The sequence below is a fragment of the Jeotgalibacillus proteolyticus genome (genome assembly GCF_002926065.1).
GTDB lineage: Bacteria > Bacillota > Bacilli > Bacillales > Jeotgalibacillaceae > Jeotgalibacillus > Jeotgalibacillus proteolyticus.
Genome location: NZ_PREZ01000002.1, coordinates 261,851 through 279,395, shown reverse-complemented (window position 1 = coordinate 279,395; position 17,545 = coordinate 261,851). Strand labels below are relative to the sequence as shown.

The 17,545-nt window shown below is 41.6% G+C and carries 19 protein-coding genes; 12 read left to right on the top strand and 7 right to left on the bottom strand.

Going from position 1 to position 17,545, the window contains the following annotated elements:
- Positions 1-5: 5 nt before the first annotated feature.
- From rpoD to C4B60_RS05070, 5 genes are all read left to right on the top strand, one after another.
- Positions 6-1,136, top strand: a complete 1,131-nt coding sequence (gene rpoD / locus C4B60_RS05090; RefSeq protein ID WP_104056929.1) for an RNA polymerase sigma factor RpoD — start codon at positions 6-8, stop codon at positions 1,134-1,136.
- Positions 1,137-1,450: 314 nt separating this feature from the next.
- Positions 1,451-2,593 carry an acyl-CoA dehydrogenase family protein gene (locus C4B60_RS05085; protein WP_104056928.1) on the top strand — a complete coding sequence of 381 codons (1,143 nt, stop codon included), beginning with the start codon at positions 1,451-1,453 and terminating at the stop codon, positions 2,591-2,593.
- 177 nt (positions 2,594-2,770) lie between these two features.
- Positions 2,771-3,226 (top strand): cytochrome c550, encoded by a 456-nt coding sequence (gene cccA / locus C4B60_RS05080; protein WP_104056927.1) that lies wholly within the window; start codon positions 2,771-2,773, stop codon positions 3,224-3,226.
- A 154-nt stretch (positions 3,227-3,380) separates the two neighbouring features.
- Positions 3,381-4,079, top strand: coding sequence for a tRNA (adenine(22)-N(1))-methyltransferase (locus tag C4B60_RS05075; RefSeq protein WP_104056926.1), 699 nt, complete (start codon positions 3,381-3,383; stop codon positions 4,077-4,079).
- Complete coding sequence (locus tag C4B60_RS05070; RefSeq protein WP_104056925.1) at positions 4,076-5,194, top strand: Nif3-like dinuclear metal center hexameric protein; 1,119 nt, start codon at positions 4,076-4,078, stop codon at positions 5,192-5,194. The genes C4B60_RS05075 and C4B60_RS05070 overlap by 4 nt, the downstream gene beginning before the upstream one ends.
- A 33-nt stretch (positions 5,195-5,227) precedes the next feature.
- Here the strand turns inward: C4B60_RS05070 and C4B60_RS05065 are convergent, their stop codons facing one another.
- The gene (locus C4B60_RS05065; protein ID WP_104056924.1) at positions 5,228-6,205 is read right to left on the bottom strand and encodes a 4-hydroxy-3-methylbut-2-enyl diphosphate reductase; all 978 of its coding nucleotides are present in this window, start codon (positions 6,203-6,205) and stop codon (positions 5,228-5,230) included.
- Between the two features lie 81 nt (positions 6,206-6,286).
- The gene (locus C4B60_RS05060; protein ID WP_245153875.1) at positions 6,287-6,997 is read right to left on the bottom strand and encodes a YqfQ family protein; all 711 of its coding nucleotides are present in this window, start codon (positions 6,995-6,997) and stop codon (positions 6,287-6,289) included.
- A 255-nt stretch (positions 6,998-7,252) separates the two neighbouring features.
- Between C4B60_RS05060 and C4B60_RS05055 the strand changes: the two genes are divergently transcribed.
- Together C4B60_RS05055 and C4B60_RS05050 are read left to right on the top strand one after the other, a co-directional pair.
- Complete coding sequence (locus C4B60_RS05055; RefSeq protein WP_104056923.1) at positions 7,253-8,563, top strand: DEAD/DEAH box helicase; 1,311 nt, start codon at positions 7,253-7,255, stop codon at positions 8,561-8,563.
- A gap of 13 nt (positions 8,564-8,576) precedes the next feature.
- Positions 8,577-9,470, top strand: a complete 894-nt coding sequence (locus C4B60_RS05050; protein ID WP_104056922.1) for a deoxyribonuclease IV — start codon at positions 8,577-8,579, stop codon at positions 9,468-9,470.
- A gap of 23 nt (positions 9,471-9,493) precedes the next feature.
- On the opposite strand, the gene C4B60_RS05045 is transcribed toward C4B60_RS05050, so the two are convergent.
- Positions 9,494-9,760, bottom strand: coding sequence for a DUF2624 family protein (locus tag C4B60_RS05045; RefSeq protein ID WP_104056921.1), 267 nt, complete (start codon positions 9,758-9,760; stop codon positions 9,494-9,496).
- 143 nt (positions 9,761-9,903) lie between these two features.
- On the opposite strand from C4B60_RS05045, the gene C4B60_RS05040 reads away from it, so the two are divergent.
- From C4B60_RS05040 to zur, 3 genes are read left to right on the top strand one after another with little or no spacing between them, the layout of a single operon-like run.
- Entirely contained in the window at positions 9,904-10,698 is a 795-nt protein-coding gene (locus C4B60_RS05040) for a metal ABC transporter ATP-binding protein (RefSeq protein ID WP_104056920.1), read from the top strand.
- The gene (locus C4B60_RS05035) at positions 10,695-11,534 is read left to right on the top strand and encodes a metal ABC transporter permease (protein ID WP_104056919.1); all 840 of its coding nucleotides are present in this window, start codon (positions 10,695-10,697) and stop codon (positions 11,532-11,534) included. The genes C4B60_RS05040 and C4B60_RS05035 overlap by 4 nt, the downstream gene beginning before the upstream one ends.
- 17 nt (positions 11,535-11,551) lie before the next feature.
- Entirely contained in the window at positions 11,552-11,965 is a 414-nt protein-coding gene (zur, locus tag C4B60_RS05030) for a zinc uptake transcriptional repressor Zur (RefSeq protein ID WP_104056918.1), read from the top strand.
- Between the two features lie 44 nt (positions 11,966-12,009).
- Here the strand turns inward: zur and C4B60_RS05025 are convergent, their stop codons facing one another.
- Positions 12,010-12,585, bottom strand: coding sequence for a hypothetical protein (locus tag C4B60_RS05025; RefSeq protein WP_104056917.1), 576 nt, complete (start codon positions 12,583-12,585; stop codon positions 12,010-12,012).
- 131 nt (positions 12,586-12,716) lie between these two features.
- Here C4B60_RS05025 and C4B60_RS05020 point away from each other — a divergent pair, with 131 nt between their 5' ends.
- Entirely contained in the window at positions 12,717-13,073 is a 357-nt protein-coding gene (locus C4B60_RS05020) for a DUF4190 domain-containing protein (protein ID WP_104056916.1), read from the top strand.
- Positions 13,074-13,170: 97 nt separating this feature from the next.
- Here the strand turns inward: C4B60_RS05020 and ispG are convergent, their stop codons facing one another.
- The 3 genes from ispG to C4B60_RS05005 form a co-directional block, all read right to left on the bottom strand.
- Positions 13,171-14,277 (bottom strand): flavodoxin-dependent (E)-4-hydroxy-3-methylbut-2-enyl-diphosphate synthase, encoded by a 1,107-nt coding sequence (ispG, locus tag C4B60_RS05015; RefSeq protein WP_209020068.1) that lies wholly within the window; start codon positions 14,275-14,277, stop codon positions 13,171-13,173.
- Positions 14,278-14,389: 112 nt separating this feature from the next.
- On the bottom strand, positions 14,390-14,683 hold the full coding sequence (locus C4B60_RS05010; RefSeq protein WP_104056914.1) for a hypothetical protein: 294 nt from the start codon (positions 14,681-14,683) through the stop codon (positions 14,390-14,392).
- Positions 14,684-14,781: 98 nt separating this feature from the next.
- Positions 14,782-15,564, bottom strand: a complete 783-nt coding sequence (locus C4B60_RS05005; RefSeq protein ID WP_104056913.1) for a DUF1189 domain-containing protein — start codon at positions 15,562-15,564, stop codon at positions 14,782-14,784.
- A gap of 273 nt (positions 15,565-15,837) precedes the next feature.
- Here C4B60_RS05005 and C4B60_RS05000 point away from each other — a divergent pair, with 273 nt between their 5' ends.
- Positions 15,838-17,469 (top strand): Na/Pi cotransporter family protein, encoded by a 1,632-nt coding sequence (locus tag C4B60_RS05000; protein WP_104056912.1) that lies wholly within the window; start codon positions 15,838-15,840, stop codon positions 17,467-17,469.
- Positions 17,470-17,545: the final 76 nt, after the last annotated feature.

Sequence of the window (17,545 nt, the reverse complement as noted above, 5' to 3'; positions counted from 1 at the left end):
GACTAATGGCTGAAAAGTCAACACGTTCCAAACAAACAGAAACTGAAGTAGTAACAATAGATACAATAAAAGCGCAATTATTAGAAGCAGGTAAAAAAAGCGGTGAAATTACCCTGGAGGATATTGCTGAAAAATTAGCCAGCTTCGAACTCGACAGCGACCAAATGGATGAGTTTTACGAACAGCTGGGCGAGCAGGGCGTGGAAGTTGTCAAAGAGGGCACTGAAGGGGACCCTAGTGTAACTGAACTTGGCAAAGAAGAAGAAGAGGAATTTGATTTAAATGACTTAAGTGTTCCTCCAGGAGTTAAAATTAATGACCCGGTTCGTATGTATCTTAAAGAAATAGGCAGAGTCGATCTCCTTTCAGCACAGGAAGAGATTTCCCTTGCCACCCGTATTGAACAAGGGGACGAAGAAGCGAAGCGCAGACTTGCCGAGGCAAACCTTCGACTGGTGGTTAGTATTGCAAAACGCTATGTAGGACGAGGTATGCTGTTTTTGGATCTGATTCAAGAAGGAAACATGGGACTGATAAAAGCGGTTGAAAAATTTGACCACAGCAAGGGCTTTAAATTCAGTACTTATGCTACCTGGTGGATAAGACAGGCTATTACACGCGCAATTGCTGACCAGGCCAGAACGATCCGTATTCCGGTTCATATGGTTGAAACGATTAATAAATTGATCAGAGTACAGCGCCAGCTTTTGCAGGATTTAGGACGCGAGCCTTCTCCGGAGGAGATTTCTGAAGAAATGGATCTTACTCCTGAAAAAGTAAGAGAAATTCTAAAGATCGCCCAGGAGCCTGTTTCACTTGAAACGCCAATTGGTGAAGAGGATGACTCTCATCTTGGAGATTTTATAGAAGACTCAGAAGCTCAGTCACCATCTGAGCATGCAGCCTACGAGCTTCTTAAAGAGCAGCTAGAAGATGTGCTGGATACATTAACCGACCGCGAAGAAAATGTTCTTAGACTGCGTTTTGGACTGGATGACGGGCGCACCCGTACGCTTGAAGAAGTTGGGAAAGTATTCGGAGTCACCCGTGAACGGATTCGTCAAATTGAAGCTAAAGCATTGAGAAAGCTTCGCCATCCAAGCAGAAGCAAGCGATTAAAAGACTTTTTGGAATAAACATATGGCCAATCCTCTTTACTAGAGGGTTGGTTTTTCTTTTGACACCTATACCATGTTCATTTGTTTATCATTTTACTGAGTTGTCAAACATTTTGCAAACAGCGATTTTATCGATTTTTGTCGGAAATTCAGACTTATATTAAGAATATATATTTCTTTAACAGCTTACATTCCCATAAGATTGGCCGCTAATCAGATATTATTTTGACTTTTTAAAATAAGCTCATTTATAAGATCAACTTAGCCTGTTCGTTTCACGAAGTTTCTTTTATAATAGAAATGTAAGCGGATACAAGCTAAGGGGGATGGAAATGAATTTTGATCTTACACAAGAACAGCAAATGATTAAACGCACGATTCGTGAGTTCGCCGACGAGGTTATAGCGCCTGGCGCATTAGAAAGGGATCGGACTAAGTCGTTTCCGAAAGACGAGTTTAAGCAGCTTGGCGAAATGGGAATGATGGGTCTTCCATTTGCAGAAGAATATGGAGGGGCGGGAGCAGACACCATCAGCTTTGCTATCGTAACAGAGGAGCTCAGCCGTGCATGCGGTTCAACCGGCATAACGTATTCGGCCCATATCTCACTTGGAGGAGCTCCTATTCATATGTTTGGCACTCATGAGCAGAAAGAAAAATATCTGCCTCAAATTTGTTCAGGAGAATCTTTGGGCGCTTTCGGTCTTACAGAGCCAAATGCCGGATCAGATGCAGGCGGAACACAAACAGCTGCTAAAGAAGATGGGAGGGACTTTGTCATTAATGGAAATAAAAGCTACATTACCAATGCCAGCTGGGCTAAGTATCTTGCTTTAACAGCGATTACAGGTACGGTAAACGGTCATAAAGAAATCAGCGCAATTATTGTACCCACTGACGCACCGGGCTTTAAAGTTATTGATAATTACGAAAAAATGGGACTCCATTCTTCCAATACGACTGAGCTGGTGCTTGAGGATGTACGTGTGCCACAGGAGAATTTGCTTGGAAAACGCGGAGAAGGCTTTCGCCAGTTTCTTATAACATTAGATGGAGGCAGAATCGGGATAGGGGCAATGGCCGTTGGAATTGCTCAGGCTGCTTACGAGCGAGCGCTCAGTTACTCAAAGGAGCGGCATCAATTCGGACGCCCGATTTCTTCCTTTCAGGTAACTCAATTTAAGCTTGCGGATATGGCAATGAAAATTGAACTGGCAAGAAACATGGTATATAAAGCTGCCTGGTTAAAGGATCAGGGGAGAAAATTTACAAAGGAGGCTTCGATGGCAAAGCTTTACGCTTCAGAAATCTGCATGGAGGTTTGCGATGAAGCGATTCAAATTCACGGGGGCTACGGCTATATGAAGGAATACCATGTTGAACGGTACCTTAGAGATGCGAAGCTTCTGGAAATTGGCGAAGGCACTTCTGAGGTTCAGCGAATGGTTATTTCAAGAGAAATAGGCTGTCATTAAAATAATCATCCCCTTTTTTTAAAAAAGTCGATCTTTGTGTCTAAAATGCGACAAAAAGGGAAAAGTTGAGTATTGGGTCTTTCCGATTGGCACAAAGTAAAGTAAAATATGTAGTGTTATAACTTGCTTTCATAAAGATGATTGCTACATAATTTTTTAAAAAGGGGAGGTACACACATGAATAAAAACCCAATTATTCCATTTTTGCTAATTATGGTGCTTGGATTCGGCGTTGTATTTTTTATGTCGGTTCAAGGTCTTAATCAAGCTGAAGAACATGCAGAGGAAGAAGAAGGCGGTGGAGAAGAAGCAGGCGGCGGGGATTTCGATCCGGAAGCCCACTATCAATCCACTTGTATCGGCTGTCATGGGGAAGCCTATGAAGGTGGAAGCGGTCCGTCTCTAATAGGAGTAGGCGAAAATCTGGAGGTTGATGAAATCAAGGACATTATGCTCAACGGACGCGGGGCAATGCCTGGTGGTCAGGTTGACGAAGAAAACGCCGACGCAATGGCAGAATGGGTAGCTCAAATCGGCTCTGAAGAAGAGGGCGGAGGAGAAGGTGCTGAAGAAGGCGGAGAAGAAGGCGGAGAAGAAGGCGCTGACGAAGGCGGAGAAGACAGCGAAGAATAAAGCAACTTCTTCACCCATCAGCTATTGAAAGAAAAATTAATTTCATTTAATATGGATTTATTTTTTCGTAATAATTATTAAAAAGGGGCGGCCATTTAAAGTGGTCCGCCCTTTTATCATGTATGGTTTTCAAGTGATTAATGGAGGTGAAAAGATGAATAGTGAAAAATTGTCCCTTCGATTGTCTCAGGTGGCAGCGTTTGTTCCAAGAGGCTCAAAAGTTGCAGACATTGGTTCTGACCATGCTTACCTGCCATGCTATTTAGTCCTTCAGCAGAAGGCAGTTTCTGCAATCGCCGGTGAAGTTGTAGAAGGCCCCTATCAATCCGCTTTAAAACAGGTGAAAAATAATAACCTGGAGCATCTGATCGAGGTGAGAAAGGGAAGCGGCTTATCTGTTCTTAAAGATGGCGAGGCGGATGTAATCACCATTGCCGGGATGGGTGGTCCTTTAATTGTTCAAATTCTGGATGAAGGAAAAGAAAAATTAAAGGGAGTAAAGCGGCTGATTCTGCAGCCAAATATTAGTGCTATTTCGATAAGAGACTGGCTGATTAAACATAACTGGAAGGTTGTCGAGGAAACAATTCTGGAAGAAGATCAGAAAATTTATGAAATAATAGTAGCGGAACCTTCAGAAATAACCACGGAACTGACATACACTGAACGTTTACTTGGACCTGTTTTAATCAAGAAAAAATCCGCTGTGTTTAAAAGGAAATGGATGCAGGAATACGAACAGTGGAAGAATATTTCAAACCAGTTAGATTTGGCGGGTAAATCTCAAACCATTGCTGAAAAACGAGCAGAACTTGAAGCTAAAATGGCAATTGTAGAGGAGGCATTAAAGTGAAAAAAGTAAATGGTCATCAAATTATTCAGCTATTTGAAGAATTTTCTCCTAAAGGTCTTGCTGTAGAGGGGGATCCGGTCGGTCTTCAGATTGGAAGGCTGAATCAGACGGTTCAACGTGTGCTCATCGCACTTGATGTGGTGGAAGAGGTAGTGGATGAAGCTATTGATAAAGGTGTGAAACTGATTATTGCCCATCATCCGATTATTTACCGTCCGTTGAAAACGATCCAAACCGATCAGCCTGCCGGCAGGGTTATTGCTAAGCTGATTCAGCATGATATTGCTGTTTATACTGCTCATACAAATCTTGATGTTACTGAAGGCGGGGTAAATGACCTGCTGGCAAGACAGTTGGAATTAACTGATACAAAGGTCCTTTCGCAAACCGCGGAGGATCGGTTTAAAAAACTAGTGGTGTTCACGCCTAAAAGCCATGAAAACGAATTAAGAGACGCAATGGCAGAAGCAGGAGCGGGGTATATTGGAGCGTATTCACATTGCACCTTCACATCGGCAGGCACAGGCAGATTTAAACCGACCATTGAAGCTGATCCTTATATAGGTGAAGCCAATCAATTGGAGGAAGTAGAAGAAGTAAGGATTGAAACCATTATCTATGATTCGATTGAAAAGCGTGTAATCCGTGCAATGGAGAAGGCGCATCCTTATGAAGAGGTAGCTTACGATCTTTATGAAGAAGCAAGGCCCGGGAAGCAGCTTGGGCTTGGAAGAGTCGGCTATTTACAGAAACCGATGAAGCTTCGTGAATTTATTGAATATGTAAAAATGAAGTTTGATGTACCAGCTCTTCGTTACGTAGGAAATCCGGATGCTGAAGTGAAAAAGGTTGCTGTTTTAGGAGGTACAGGAAATAGATACATGAATGCAGCAAGATTTAGCGGTGCTGATGTCTATATAACGGGAGATGTGGAGTACCATACGGCTCACGATGCAAAAATGATGGGATTGAATATTATTGACCCCGGTCATAATATTGAAAAAGTAATGAAGGCAGGGACTGCAGAAGAAATGAAGGTAAGGTGTCTGGAAAGTAATTTTGATGTTGAGTTTATTCCTTCATCTATAAACACAGACCCCTTTTCATTTGATTAAACAAAAAAAGCCAGTGTTTTCACTGGCTTTTTTTTAGGATTTGCTGTATGGCAATATTGTAATGGGCTTGGTAGGTGTTTTGATTCTTGGCAGAATTTTTGATAATGGCACTTTCTTCTCATTCAGCCAGGTTGATTGGTCATTCGGATCAAACTGATTTATATAATTCATTACTTCTTTAACAATAGGCGTCGGAGTCGAAGCTCCCGCGGTAACAGCAACTGTTTCTGCTCCAATCAGCCATTCAGATTTGATTTCAGAAACATCCGCAACTCGGTAGGCAGGTGTCCCGGCTATTTCCTGTGATACCTGAGCAAGGCGGTTTGAGTTATTGCTCATTGGGTCTCCAACGACAATTAATACGTCAGCCGCCCCAGCCTGCTCAGCCACTGCTTCCTGCCTGACCTGGGTTGCGAGACAAATTTCCTTATGTTCTTCAGCCTGAGGATATTTTTCTTTTACTTTTTCAATAACCTCAAGTACATCCCATTGACTCATCGTGGTTTGGTTGGTCACGATGATCTTGTCATTATTAATCGTCAGGTCTTTTACATCAGATGGAGTTTCGATAAGATGAACAATGGATGGGGCCACCCCTACAGCACCTTCCGGCTCCGGGTGTCCTTTTTTACCGATGTATACGACATGATAGCCCTGTGCTTCTTTTTCACGAATTAAATCATGGGTTCTGGTTACATCCGGACAGGTAGCATCAATCGATGTCAGTCCTTTTTGTCTCGCGATTTCCCGTACCTCAGGGGATACACCATGAGCTGTAAAGATAACGGTTCCTTCAGTTACCTTTTCGAGAATGTCTTTTCTGTTTACCCCGTCAAGGGTGATAATGCCCTCTTCTTCAAACGCGTCTGTTACATGTTTATTATGAACAATCATTCCTAATATATAAATCGGTCTTGGCAGCGTTTTATCAAGCGCTGCATTCCGGGCGATGACCATTGCATCCACAACTCCATAGCAATAGCCTCTGGGTGTGATTTTAAGTGTATTCATGCACTACCTCCTACTTGATCGATCTCTGTATAGTTTCATTATAAAGGAGATAGTACCAGGGAACAAATAAAAGAACATAAGCTAAACAAACAGTTTAGGAAGGGATTCTCTTTCCCGTCTTGCCACTGGAGCCTCAGTCACTACTGACTCTTTTTCATCTTCTGGCTCTTTAAGCAAGGATTGCTCGTTTACTACGGGCTCAGCTGCTTCTTCCGAATCCTTCTTGTCGTCACCTTCTGTTTTTAGGCTTCGATACAACTTCCACATGGCAGGGAAGTTGCGAATAAGAGGTCCATACTGCTGGATCATTGGCAGCGCCTGCTGAGCCGTAGAAATCATTTGCTGTGTACTGCCGACCCATCGTTGAAGATTCTCAGCAGATAAAAGGCTTGCCGCCGCTCCTGTGCCGCCGCTTCCCTGAGAGCCGCCAAGCAAGGAACCGATTCCTCTTGCAGCCTGTTCACCGCCCCCCTGCATGAACTGGCCAGCTCCGGCAGCCGGAGAAAATCCCTGCTGAAAAAATCCGCTGCCTCCAGGCTGAGAAAATTGATTTGCTCCTGAAAGCATATTTCCTATGCCAGGTTGACCTGCAGAAACGTTGTTTTTACGGCTGAAAATCGAAAGCAGGCCCTTTTTTTGTGCACCAGCCTGCTGTCTGCCCTGTGTAAAAGGAGAAAATCCTCCTTGAGGTTGATAGGATGATCTTGTAGAGAAGGGGCTCATTCGCTGTCCTGCTCCGTGTCCGCCAGGCATTTGAAAGCCCGAGTAGGGAATTGATTGTCTACGGTTCATCAGTTTTCGCCTCACTTTATATCAATGCTTATTTCAGTATATGCAAATGGCATAGAAGAGGAAGAGACGGATTTGTTTTAATGGGTAAAATAAAGTGAATACTGATATGACGATTTCGGTTTTTAAATTATGAGCGGACAAAAGAGTCCTCTATAAGAAATCTTCTGGTGTTTTGGTGTAAAGTTGATTATAATAGTCTTTTGGACGAATCCAAGATTTGATCAATCGAGGATAATGAAAAGGAGTGATCGAAAGATGTCTCAAGCATTCAAACGTTATGAATTTACCTCATATATCTCAGAAGCAATCCAGGCTCTTGGATTTCATGAACCGACACCTATACAGGAAAAAATGATTCCTATGATTAAAAAAGGGCAAAGCGCGATTGGACAATCACAAACTGGAACCGGGAAAACACATGCATATTTACTTCCTCTATTAAATCAGGTTGATCTTAGCAAACAGGAAGTTCAGTTGGTTATTACGGCGCCCACCCGTGAGCTTGCCAAACAGATTCATCACGAAGTAGGAAAAATTACTGCTCATTTTCCGACGCCTCTTTTAAGTAAGTGCTTTGTTGGAGGAACAGATAAACAGCGCACCATTGAAAAGCTGAAATCCCAGCCGCAGATAGTGGTAGGAACACCGGGAAGAATTAATGATCTAATTAAGGAACAAGCACTATTTGTTCACACAGCTTCATCCATTGTGATCGATGAAGCAGATTTAATGCTTGAAATGGGATTTATTGAAGATGTTGATCAGATAGCATCCCGCATGCCGGAAAACCTTCAGATTTTAGTTTTCTCTGCAACTATTCCTGAAAAACTAAAACCATTCCTGAAAAAATACATGGAAAACCCTCAATACGCTCATATTGAACCGAAGCAGGTCCAGGCTGAAAATATAGAATTTATCTTAGTTCCTAAAAAAAGCGGCAGTAAAATTGAGGTCCTGTATGATGTGTTAACATCCTTTAATCCCTTCCTGGCTATCGTTTTCACCAATACTAAAGTAAAAGCTGATGAAGTAGCGGATGCACTGCTTTCAAAAGGATTAAAAGTAGGACGGGTTCACGGGGGACTAGCTGCACGTGAAAGAACAAGAATGATGAAGCAAATTCGCGATTTAGAATACCAATATATCGTGGCGACAGATCTAGCTGCCCGCGGAATTGATATCCCGGGTGTCAGCCATGTAATAAATTTCGAGCTTCCTACTGATCTTGATTTCTTTGTGCATCGCGTTGGCAGAACAGCCCGTGCAGGCCATTCAGGCACGGCAATCACACTTTATGAACCAACCGATGAAGACGCATTGAACCAGGTGGAGAAAAAGGGTATTTCCTTCAAGCATATGGAGGTCCGCAACGGGGAATGGGTGGAGCTTACTGACCGCCATAAACGCTCAAATAGGAAAAAAGCTGAAAATGAAATTGATGTTAAAGCTAAATCTCTTGTCAGAAAGCCTAAAAAAGTAAAACCCGGTTATAAGAAAAAAATGCAATACAAAATGGACCAGATTAAAAAAAGAGAGCGACGGGTTACCCGGCGTAAAAAAGATTAATCAGGGGGAAATCATGTTGAAAATTGGATCTCATGTATCAATGGGCGGGAAAAAAATGCTTCTTGCAGCAAGTGAAGAAGCAGCATCCTATGGTGCTTCAACTTTCATGATTTATACTGGTGCACCGCAAAATACCCGAAGAAAAGCAATAGAAGACCTGAATATCGAGGCCGGACTGGCCCATATGAAAGCTAACGGAATGAGCGATATTGTTGTACATGCTCCTTATATTATCAATATCGGAAATACAACTAAGCCTGAAACTTTTGAGCTTGGCGTGAATTTTCTTCGTTCAGAAATAGATAGAACTGCAGCATTAGGCTCAAAGCAAATCGTGCTGCATCCCGGCGCTCATGTAGGGGCAGGGACGGATCTTGGCATTGCTAAAATTGTGGAAGGGCTTAACGAAGTGATCACTCCGGATCAGGAAGTGCAAATTGCGCTTGAAACAATGGCCGGAAAAGGGTCTGAGTGCGGACGAAGCTTTGATGAAATTGCCCGTATCATTGATGGCGTGGTTCATAATGATAAGATCTCTGTATGCTTTGACACCTGCCACACGCATGATGCAGGCTATGATCTGGTGAACGATTTCGATGGTGTTTTAACGGAGTTTGATAAAATAGTCGGTCTTGACCGGATTAAGGTCGTTCACGTGAATGACAGTAAAAACGTCAGAGGAGCAGCCAAAGACCGCCATGAAAACATAGGCTTTGGCAATATTGGTTTTGAGGCTCTTTCCTACATTGTTCATCATGAGGCCTTTAAAGACATTCCGAAAATTCTTGAGACCCCTTATGTAGGCGAGGACAAGAAAGATAAAAAACCACCATACAAGCATGAAATTGCAATGTTAAAAGAACAGACATTTAACCCTCAGCTGCTTGAGGATATACTCGGTCAATAAATGAATAAGCTGTGAGCAAAGTCTCACAGCTTATTTTCGTGTAAAAAAGTCTGTACGATTGTTTCAAGCTTACGGGTTCTCTGAACACCAATCACTTTTTCAACCTTCTTAAAAAAAACAGCCCGCTCTTTTTCATTAAAAAAATCAATTCTTTCTTTCCGAATCAGATTTACCAGGGTTTCACTTTCGTTTACTGTCAGCGTCAAATCAAAGGGAGCGGCATACCGTCTTAACTCTTCAGCCGTTAACGTATGAAGCTTAGTATTGATAAAAGCCTGAAGCCATTTCATGTCAATCGCCTCCTACGTCACTGTATGCTTTCTGTAAATAAAAGGTGAGTCATCAAACCAAATCATTTACTTTCCATCAAAGTTTGTGTATACTCAATATTTGTTAAATCGGAATGATTCTTGTTCGAAAGGGATGGTAGAGAATGACCTCATCCAATGTTATTGAATTAAAAAATGTACATTACCGCTATGATCGGGATTATGTACTGACAAATATTAATCTCACCGTTCCAAAAGGAGCTTTTCTTGGAATCGTTGGTCCGAATGGCTCAGGAAAATCCACTATGTTAAAGATCATCCTCGGTCTGCTAAAGCCGCGTCAGGGTACAGTTATTCTTTTTGGAGAGCCGCAGGCGAAATTTCGGGACCGTGAGCGGATTGGGTATGTTTCACAGAAAGCAAACGCGTTTAATACGGGGTTTCCTGCTACTGTTTATGAAGTAGTGGCAAGCGGGCTGACAAAAAAAGCAGGCCTTTTTAAAATGATCGGAAGAAAAAGAAAACCGCAAATTGAAAAAGCGATCAAAGCTGTCGGTATGGAAGATTTTATGAATCGCAATATCGGAGAGCTATCGGGCGGCCAGCAGCAGCGGGTGTTTATTGCACGAGCCATCGTTAGTGAGCCGGATGTACTGATATTAGATGAGCCCACAGTCGGGGTAGATTCAAAAAATGTTCAAACGTTTTACGACATGCTTGAGCGATTGAACAAGCAGCTGTCCATCACGCTTTTACTTGTCACTCATGATATTGGCACGATTACCAGCAAAGTAACCCATGTGGCATGCTTAAATAACTCAATCCATTTTCATGGCAGTACAAAGGACTTTGAGCAGGTAAAGGATAACGAGCTTTCTCAATTTTATGGTCATGAAGTGCACAGGCTTCATCATGACCATGGCCATCACCATCACACAGAAGAGGGAACATCCTTATGATTCAGGCTATTTTTCAATATCAGTTTTTACAAAATGCATTTCTGACCGGTCTTATTATCGGCGTTATCGCCCCTTTACTTGGAGCGTTTATTGTCGTCAGGCGATTATCCTTAATTGCTGATGCATTAAGTCATGTGACGCTTTCCGGTATCGCTGCGAGCTTGTTTTTAAGTAAAAGCTTTGCTGCCTTTAACGGATTAAATCCTTTATGGCTGGGTATGGGTTTTTCAGTGACGGGTTCACTTTTTATCGAACGGCTCCGATCGGTTTATAAGCATTATCAGGAGCTGGCAATTCCGATTATTCTTTCAGGAGGGATCGGTGTAGGGGTAATATTCATATCACTTGCTGACGGCTTTAACACGGACTTATTCAGCTATTTATTTGGAAGTGTAAGTGCTGTAAGCAGAAGCGATCTTTGGCTGATTCTTGGAATTGCTGTAACGGTTATTTCAATTGTTATACTATTGTATAAGGAATTATTTTTGCTTTCGTTTGATGAGGAGTTTGGAAAAGCATCGGGGTTGTCTACACGAATCCTGCATCTCGTCTTCATGGTAATGGTTGCTCTTGTCATAGCAGCTTCCATGAGAATCGTCGGTATTCTTTTGGTTTCCTCGTTAATGACTCTCCCGGTAGCGGCTGCCATGAGAATTGCAAGAGGATTTAAACAGACCATCTTTTTTTCGATATTGTTTGGTGAACTCGCTGTTATTGTCGGGTTGTTTAGCGCATTTTACCTTGATTTGGCACCAGGCGGAACAATCGTGATTTCTTCCATCTTATTATTGCTCTTTGCCATTGGACTTAAAAATTGGCAGTCCGTAAGAAATTAAAATGGGGTGACGCAGAAATGAATGTTACACACGCGATGCAATTATTAAAAGAAAAAGGCTATAAACACACGGGCAAAAGAGAATTTATGCTTGAGCTTTTTGCCAATCATGATCGTTACATGACTGCCCGGGAAGTACTAGGGGCTATGAATGATGATTTTAAAGGCTTAAGCTTTGACACGATTTACCGCAACTTATCTCTTTTTGTCGAGCTTGACATTTTGGAGGAAACGGAGCTTTCCGGCGAAAAACATTTTCGATTTACCTGCACAAGCCATCAGCACCATCATCATTTCATCTGTATGGATTGCGGAAAAACGAAAGAAATTCATACATGCCCGATGATTGATCTGAGCGAGAATTTAAACGGGTACGAGGTATCAGGACATAAGTTTGAGATTTACGGAACCTGCCCTGAGTGCACCGCCTGAAAAAAAGCACCTGAAGCACCCTTTTTGGGTTCTTCAGGTGCTTTTTAATCTGCTTTTTTCAGCCAGTCATTTACCCATTCCTTCGCCTGAATCCAGTTTTCTACCCGGATCACCCCATTTGGAATCGCAGATCTGTTGTAGGGTGTATCAAATAAAACAACTGGAATATCGCATTCCTCATGAATCATAACTGCATTATCATGTTTATCCTCAAAGAAAATATCTACATCAAACTTTTTGGCAGTATTAACTTTATCATGGGAGCCGATTAGTTCAATATGGTCATAATCAATCCCGTGCTGTTTAAACCATTCAAGTGTTAAGTCAAAATGTCTTTCGCTTCTCGCCGATATAAAATACAATTCGTGCGAAGCCTTCCATTGCTCCAAAATTTTGTCTGCATAGTCCACAATGGGGGATGAAGAATAAATAACAGGCTCAGCCTCCAAAAACCAGTTGGAAAACGCTGATGGAGAAATATCAGGCAATGCTTTCGTTAAGTCATATTCTTTAATATCATCAAGCGTTAACGATCGGCCAAATGCCTCATTTATGTGGGGAATAAGTGAAGTAGGACAAGTAACCGTCCCGTCAATATCAATACCAAATCGCTTAGTCATTCCTGCAAAACTCCTTTATGTTCATTCAGTATTATTGTACCATACTAAAGGCCAAATAATTACCATCAGTATCTAAGGTGGTTTTTGAGCATACTAAGGCATGCCTAATGGCAGGAAAGGAGGCGACGTTGATGTATGATGAAGAAAAAAATCAGACGGGCCTGGAAAAGAATTATGAAAGAGCTTCCTACGACGAGGAATTTGCCAACGAACTTGCTCAATTAAGCGAAGATCAGTCTTATGCCTATAACGACGAACCTGCGCGGGACGGCAAGATAGAAAATACGAACAAAGGAATATGGCTGGGCTACGCTTCACTGATTGTCGGGATTATCGCGCTATTTACTGCCCCGGTTTTATTTGGGGTATTAGCAATAATTCTTGGTTTTATTGCAAGAAATGCCGGAAGCAGAACGGCTGGAAGCTGGGGAATAGGACTTGGAGCCTTCTCAATTGTTCTTGGGATTGTATTACTACCGTTTTTTTAACGGGTGCATGGACTTGCCATAACCTGTTTTCATCTACGCATAAACCGCCTTTAAAATAAAATATCGGACCTGACAAAGTGTCGGTCCGATTTCCGTATTATGATAAGGCAGCTTGTTCAGCCTCTTCACGCTGCTTTTTATAATGCTCTTCTGCAAGCTTATCAATTTCAATTTTAAGTTCTTCAACCATTGTTTCCTCAGGTACTTTTCTAACTGTTTTTCCCTTCATAAACAATAGTCCTTCACCGCGTGCACCGGCAATTCCAATATCAGCTTCCCGTGCTTCTCCGGGACCATTAACTGCACAGCCGAGCACTGCTACTTTAATCGGTGCCTTAATCGTGGAAATATACTCCTCCACTTCGTTGGCGATGGTAATCAGGTCGATCTCAATTCGTCCGCATGTAGGGCATGAGATTAATGTGGCCGCGTTAGATGCGAGACCAAAAGACTTTAATAGTTCTCTTGCAACTTTAACTTCTTCTACAGGATCTGCACTTAACGAAATACGAAGTGTATTACCGATTCCTTTGCTGAGAATTGCACCGAGTCCTGCTGCACTTTTAACTGTACCTGCAAAAAGTGTTCCTGATTCAGTAATTCCAAGATGAAGCGGATAATCGAAAGCTTTTGCAGCTTTTTCATATGCTTCGATCGCAAGGCTGACGTCTGAAGCCTTCATCGACACAATAATGTCGTGGAAATCAAGATCCTCAAGTATTTTTATATGGTGTAATGCGCTTTCAACCATGCCATCAGCAGTAGGGTAGCCGTATTTTTCAAGAATTTTTCTTTCAAGGCTTCCTGCATTTACTCCAATGCGGATCGGTATATTTTTAGCTTTAGCAGCTTTAACAACTGCTTCAACTTTTTCCCTGCGGCCAATATTACCCGGGTTAATGCGTATTTTATCTGCACCGCCCTCAATAGCCTTTAATGCAAGCTTATAATCAAAATGAATATCTACAACAAGTGGAATATTAATTTGCTTTTTAATGTCAGCAATAGCATTTGCTGCACGCTCATCCGGGCATGCAACTCGTACAACCTGGCATCCGGCTTCTTCCAAACGATGAATTTCAGCAACGGTCGCTGCCACATCATGCGTTTTTGTAGTAGTCATGCTCTGTATAAATAGTTCATTACTTCCGCCAATTGTGAGGTCGCCGACTTTAACTGGTCGTGTATTTGAACGATGTATAATGTCACCCAAGTGTCATTCGCTCCCTTTTTTAGACTTGCTTAATTATTTTAAATGATCCTTTATCATTTTAACAGTGTTGAATTGTACTTGACAAGAAATAGAGCGCAGCATTTTAGTTTAGAACAGGAAGAAGATAGGTTTCACCGGCAATAATTTTGTTTGGGGGCAGACCATTATTCAATAAGGAAAATTCATAAGAGAGCTCGTCAATACTAAAGACAGCAGGAAGATGATCATGGCGTTTGAGCATCGTTAACAATGAATCGCCGGGTTCTGCCACCGCTTCAATGACTTGAGAAGAGCTTTCAGGAAGAACCGCTTCATGAACAATTGTTCCTTTTGTTAGGTCTGTGTATGCGATGAATACTAAAAGTAATAGAAAGAGAACTGTCAACAGTTTTTTCAATGCAGTCACCTCATCTGTGGTTTCTCACAGAACATATGCGGGCAATTGGATAATAGAACAGCCCAATAAAAAAATCCCGAATATCCGGGATTTTTGATTTAAGTGCTGCTCGCTTTACGTTTTCTTGATGGGATTTCTTTAATAGATAAAAATAGCATTATGCTCGTCACCAGCCAATTGACAAGATTCACAGCCGGTACAGCTGAACCTGCAAGGGTAATGATGATTAAAAAGACAGTAGACAGCACCACGCTGTATGAAGTAATCCTGAAGCTGTGACGGAAGGACAGCTTTTTTTCAAGCGATTTGGCAAATAGCAGCCCTAAAGCTGAAAATAGTAAGACCTTCAGAAAGATTAGTCCGGTAGAGAATATGTACATGACAAAAAAGATGAAAAAGTAAAGAATATATTTTGCACCTTCTATTGATGAAAGCAGGGAGGAAATACCTTCTGTACTAAAGGTGATCCCTGTAAACATGGTATAAGGGTAGCTTTGGCGCTCCGGGCCGACCGCTACGACGATCTCCTCTTTTAGCAAAGCGATTGTACTTGATCCTGCACGGAGATTTTGTTCTGTTACTTCACCGGAATCATCCACGATAACAGTGAAACGGGTTCCATCAATTGTTACAGGCTCCTCATTTTCGGATACAAGCGTCCCGTTTTGAACTTCAAAGGAGGGGACTTCGTTTTGCAGGAGATCTTCACCTTCTGAAAAAATAGCATTGCCAAGCTGTGTAACTTGAATAATTACGGGAATAAGAGAGAGGAAAGATAAGATAAATAAAAATAAAAGGGTTTTTCCTATCCCCTGAAAACGGAAGCTTGCAATATCCTTTGGTGAATACAAGCTCTTCCATAATTGTTTAAATACGTTCATTGAGGGAAAGCCTCCTAGGTTCTTTTAATCGTCATTCAGTTTTATTGTACTTGTCATTATGGTCAATCGACAAGAAAAATGTCGAACCCAAAGCAGAAAGGTGGTTTCCATTCTAAATGGTTTACTCTGTAACATTACTGTAATATATTGCCCTGAATATTAACCAATTGTAAATTTTTCGAAATACCTCTTTACTTAAGACGTAAAAAGAATTAATAATTGTAGAGGGTTTTCAAGAATTATGTCTAAATTTGTTTAACAGGGGTTGAAATAATGGAAGTAAACTGGCAAGAGGTACTCTTTCAATTTATAGGAGGACTTGGGATCTTTTTATTCGGACTCAAGTTTATGGGTGACGGCCTTCAAAAATCAGCCGGAGACCGTTTAAGAGAAATACTGGATCGTTTTACAACCAATCCATTTATGGGTGTTCTTGCAGGTATTTTTGTAACGGTGCTACTTCAGACAAGCACAGGCACAACTGTTATTACGATAGGACTTGTTAGCGCAGGTTTCATGACGCTTCGCCAGGCTATCGGGGTAATTATGGGGGCCAACATAGGCACCACGGTTACTGCTTTTATCATCGGTATTGATATAGGGGAGTATGCACTTCCAATTACCGCTTTAGGTGCGCTTCTTCTATTTTTTATAAAAAATAATAAAGTAAATAACTTCGGACAGATTGTGTTTGGATTTGGGATGCTGTTTTATGGCTTAGGACTTATGAGTGACGGTATGAAGCCGCTTCGAGAGCTTCAGGCATTTATTGATTTAACCCAAAGCATGAGTGATATCCCGATTCTAGGGGTCATTGTTGGTACTGTCTTTACGATGATTGTCCAAAGTTCAAGTGCGACAATCGGGGTACTGCAGGGGCTTTACTCAGAAGATTTAATTTCATTAAATGCGGCTATTCCTGTTTTGTTTGGTGATAATATTGGGACAACGATTACAGCTGTACTTGCTGCAATTGGTGCTTCAGTTGCTGCCAAAAGGGCAGCAGCAGTTCATGTGTTGTTCAATATTATTGGAACAATAATATTCATGGTTTTGTTAACACCATTTATGTGGTTTATCACTTGGATTGATCAATTCCTGCAATTAGAACCGGCGATGCAAATCGCTTTTGCTCACGGAACATTTAATGTGTCAAATACCATTGTCCAGTTTCCATTTATTGCAGTATTAGCATTGATCGTTACAAAAATTATTCCTGGTAAAGAGGTTGTTATTGAGTTTAAACCGAAGCATCTGGATCCAAACTTTATTGAACAGTCTCCTTCAATCGCATTAGGACAGGCGAAAGAAGAAGTTCTCCGTATGGGTGGATTTGCTGTACAGGGACTAAACGAAGCATTTGATTACTTAAAAACTAAAAACACCAAAAAAGCAGAGCTTGGTTATCAGATTGAGGATGCCATTAATAATCTTGATTCTAAAATAACAGATTATTTAATCCAGCTTTCAGGTGCCTCCCTTTCTGCTGTGGAATCCGAACGCCACTCCATTTTGATGGATACTGTCCGTGATATTGAACGGATTGGTGACCATTTTGAAAATGTGATCGAGCTGGTGGATTATCAACAGGCGAATAAGGTTAAAATGACTGAAGACGCTATGGAAGATTTAAACGAAATGTTCACACTTACGATTGATGCTGTTTCCAATGCGATAGAAGCGTTAGATCAAAATGATCAGGCGATTGCGCGCGACGTTGCAGAAAAAGAAGATCTAATTGATAAAATGGAACGTAAATTCCGTAAAAAGCATATTATTCGCCTGAATGAAGGACAGTGCTCCGGACAGGCTGGAATTGTTTTTGTTGATATCGTTTCAAATCTTGAGCGTATAGGCGACCACGCAGTGAATATTGCTGAAGCCGTACTTGGTTTAAGAAAGTAATGTAAAGGTAATGAGAAGAGCAGATAATGCTCTTCTCATTTTTGTAGTATACTGAAGGCGAAAGGAGGCAGATCGT

Coding starts and splice junctions, on each gene's coding strand:
- rpoD (WP_104056929.1), top strand. CDS start 6: ATGGCTGAAAAGTCAACACGTTCCAAACAAACAGAAACTGAAGTAGTA.
- C4B60_RS05085 (WP_104056928.1), top strand. CDS start 1,451: ATGAATTTTGATCTTACACAAGAACAGCAAATGATTAAACGCACGATT.
- cccA (WP_104056927.1), top strand. CDS start 2,771: ATGAATAAAAACCCAATTATTCCATTTTTGCTAATTATGGTGCTTGGA.
- C4B60_RS05075 (WP_104056926.1), top strand. CDS start 3,381: ATGAATAGTGAAAAATTGTCCCTTCGATTGTCTCAGGTGGCAGCGTTT.
- C4B60_RS05065 (WP_104056924.1), bottom strand. CDS start 6,205: ATGAATACACTTAAAATCACACCCAGAGGCTATTGCTATGGAGTTGTG.
- C4B60_RS05060 (WP_245153875.1), bottom strand. CDS start 6,997: ATGAACCGTAGACAATCAATTCCCTACTCGGGCTTTCAAATGCCTGGC.
- C4B60_RS05055 (WP_104056923.1), top strand. CDS start 7,253: ATGTCTCAAGCATTCAAACGTTATGAATTTACCTCATATATCTCAGAA.
- C4B60_RS05050 (WP_104056922.1), top strand. CDS start 8,577: ATGTTGAAAATTGGATCTCATGTATCAATGGGCGGGAAAAAAATGCTT.
- C4B60_RS05045 (WP_104056921.1), bottom strand. CDS start 9,760: ATGAAATGGCTTCAGGCTTTTATCAATACTAAGCTTCATACGTTAACG.
- C4B60_RS05040 (WP_104056920.1), top strand. CDS start 9,904: ATGACCTCATCCAATGTTATTGAATTAAAAAATGTACATTACCGCTAT.
- C4B60_RS05035 (WP_104056919.1), top strand. CDS start 10,695: ATGATTCAGGCTATTTTTCAATATCAGTTTTTACAAAATGCATTTCTG.
- zur (WP_104056918.1), top strand. CDS start 11,552: ATGAATGTTACACACGCGATGCAATTATTAAAAGAAAAAGGCTATAAA.
- C4B60_RS05025 (WP_104056917.1), bottom strand. CDS start 12,585: ATGACTAAGCGATTTGGTATTGATATTGACGGGACGGTTACTTGTCCT.
- C4B60_RS05020 (WP_104056916.1), top strand. CDS start 12,717: ATGTATGATGAAGAAAAAAATCAGACGGGCCTGGAAAAGAATTATGAA.
- C4B60_RS05005 (WP_104056913.1), bottom strand. CDS start 15,564: ATGAACGTATTTAAACAATTATGGAAGAGCTTGTATTCACCAAAGGAT.
- C4B60_RS05000 (WP_104056912.1), top strand. CDS start 15,838: ATGGAAGTAAACTGGCAAGAGGTACTCTTTCAATTTATAGGAGGACTT.